Origin of the sequence: Streptomyces sp. NPDC002790 (genome assembly GCF_040295505.1) — a bacterium.
GTDB lineage: Bacteria > Actinomycetota > Actinomycetes > Streptomycetales > Streptomycetaceae > Streptomyces.
The window spans coordinates 1-2,804 of sequence record NZ_JBEOVM010000232.1; the positions used below are offsets into that span (position 1 = coordinate 1).

The window sequence follows — 2,804 nt, forward strand, 5'->3', positions numbered from 1 at the left end:
CCGGTGGGTGTTGCGGGTGAGCTGTACGTGGCGGGTGCCGGTCTGGCGCGCGGCTATGTGGGCCGGCCCGGTCTGACGGGTGAGCGGTTCGTGGCCTGCCCGTTCGGTTCTGCCGGTGAGCGGATGTACCGGACCGGGGACCTGGCGAAGTGGACGGACGACGGCCAGCTCGTCTTCGCTGGGAGGGCCGACGAGCAGGTGAAGGTGCGCGGCTTCCGCATCGAGCCGGGCGAGATCGAGTCCGTGCTGATGTCGCAGCCGAACGTCGGACAGGCCGCGGTGGTCGCGCGTGAGGACGCTCCGGGCGACAAGCGCCTGGTCGCCTACGTGGTGGCCGCGGACGCAGGGCTCGACACGGATGCCCTGCGGGACGTGGTGGCGTCGCGGCTGCCGGAGTACATGGTCCCGGCCGCGTTCGTCATGCTGGACGAGTTGCCGCTGACCGCCAACGGCAAGCTCGACCGGAAGGTCCTGCCCGCGCCGGAATACACCACCGGGGCCGGCCGGGCCCCGGTCACCGTGCAGGAGGAGATCCTCTGCGCGGTCTTCGCCGACGTCCTGGGCCTCGAGTCCGTCCGCGTCGACGACAACTTCTTCCAGCTCGGCGGGCATTCGCTGTTGGCGGTGTCATTGGTGGAGCGGCTGCGGGCCCGTGGTGTGTCGGTGTCAGTGCGGGCGCTGTTCGAGGCGTCGACGCCGGCCGGGCTGGCCAGGGCTACGGGCGTCGGATCAGTGGACGTACCCGAGAACCTGATACCGGCGGATGCGGAGCGGATTACGCCGGAGATGTTGCCGCTGGTGGAGTTGTCGCAGGCGGAGATCGATCGGGTGGTCGCGGCGGTCGAGGGTGGAGCGGGGAATGTCGCGGACGTCTATCCGTTGGCGCCGTTGCAGGAGGGCATGTTCTTCCACCACCTCATGGCGGGTGAGGGCGGCGACGTCTATCTGACGGCGCGTGTCGTGGAATTCGACTCCCGGGCCCGGCTTGAGACGTTCACCGGCGCGCTGCAGCAGGTGATGGACCGGCACGACATCTATCGCACGGGTGTGGTGTGGGAGGGCCTGCGTGAGCCGGTGCAGGTGGTGTGGCGGCAGGCTCAACTGCCGTTCGTAGAGCACGAGATTGACGGCGGGTCTGCGAATCCGGCGGATGCCCTGCTGGCCGTAGTCGGGTCGGTGATGGATCTGGGGCGTGCGCCGTTGATGGATGTGCATGCGGCGGAGGTGTCCGGGGGTCGGTGGCTGGCTGTGGTGCGGATGCATCACCTGCTCCAGGATCACCTGGGCATGGACGTGCTGTTGCAGGAGTTGCGGGCGGTGCTGACCGGGCAGGCGGAGCGGCTGGCGCCGGCGATGCCGTTCCGGAACTTCGTGGCGCAGACACGTGCGGTGTCCCGGGTCGAGCACGAGCGGTACTTCGCCGAGCTGCTCGGTGACGTGACCGAGCCGACCGCCCCGTACGGGGTGCTCGACGTACGCGGCGACGGCAGCACGACCTCCGAGGCAGTCGTGCCCATCGCGGCCGATGTCACCGACGGACTGCGGCGCGTGGCACGGGAGTTGGGGGTCAGTACGGCGACAGTCCTGCATGTGACGTGGGCGCGCGTGCTGTCGGCCTTGTCGGGCCACGGAGACGTGGTGTTCGGCACGGTGCTGTTCGGCCGGATGAACGCCGGCGAGGGCGCCGACCGGGTGCTCGGCCCGTTCATCAACACGCTGCCGGTACGCGTGGGGACCAGCCGGGTGGGCGTACGTGCGGCGGTTGAGGGGATGCGGGACCAGCTGGCGGGGCTGCTGGAGCACGAGCACGCGCCGTTGGCCGTGGCACAGCAGGCGAGTGGTGTCGCGGCCAATACGCCGCTGTTCACCTCACTGTTCAACTACCGGCACATCACCGGTGCCGGCGAGAGCCCGACCGGCACGGAGCTGGATCAGCGTAGGCCTGTTGAGGGCATCCAAACTGTGTTCGCCGAGGAGCGGAACAACTACCCCGTGACCGTGTCGGTCAACGACCGGGGCGCCGCTGGGATGAGCGTGAGTCTGGCGACTGCCGAGGGCATCGACCCTGCGGGCGTCGGTCATTCGGTGATTGTTGCGCTGGCGAACGTGGTCGACGCGCTGACGACCGCGCTCGACGGCGGCCCGGACATGCAACTGGCCTCGGTGGACATCCTCGGCCCGGGTGAGCGGGATCGGCTCCTGGTGGAGTGGAATGACACGGGCACGGGCACGGACACTGACGCGGCGTCGGGTGTGGCTGGTTCGTCGGTGGTGGGGTTGTTCGAGGAGTGGGTGGCTGCGGCTCCGGGTGTGGTGGCGGTGGTGTCGGACGGTGTTGAGGTGTCGTACGGCGAGTTGGATGTGTGGGCGAATCGGTTGGCGCATTGGTTGCGTGGTCGGGGTGTGGGTGCGGAGTCGGTGGTGGGTCTTCGTCTCCGGCGTGACGCGGAGATGGTTGCCGGGATTCTTGGTGTGTGGAAGGCGGGGGCGGCGTACGTCCCGGTGGATGCTGAACTGCCGGTCGAGCGTGTGGAGTTCATGCTGGCGGATGCCGGTGTGGGTGTGGTGGTGGACGCGGGCGTCCTCGACGGGTTGGGGGAGTACCCGGATTCCGCGCCCGGTGTGCGGCTGGTTCCGTCGGGGTTGGCGTATGTGATCTATACGTCGGGTTCGACGGGGCGGCCGAAGGGTGTGGCGGTCTCGCATGGGTCGTTGGTGAATCTGGTGTCGGTGTTCGGGCCGGTGATGGGTGCGGGTCCGGGTGTGGGTGTGTTGCAGTTCGCGTCGTTCAGTTTCGATGCGTC

At 68.8% G+C, this 2,804-nt stretch carries 1 protein-coding gene; it reads left to right on the forward strand.

The window, feature by feature from the left end; all coding sequences use genetic code 11:
• Positions 1 to 2,804: condensation domain-containing protein (locus tag ABT004_RS36255; protein WP_351346098.1), on the forward strand; the 2,804-nt coding region annotated here is incomplete at both ends.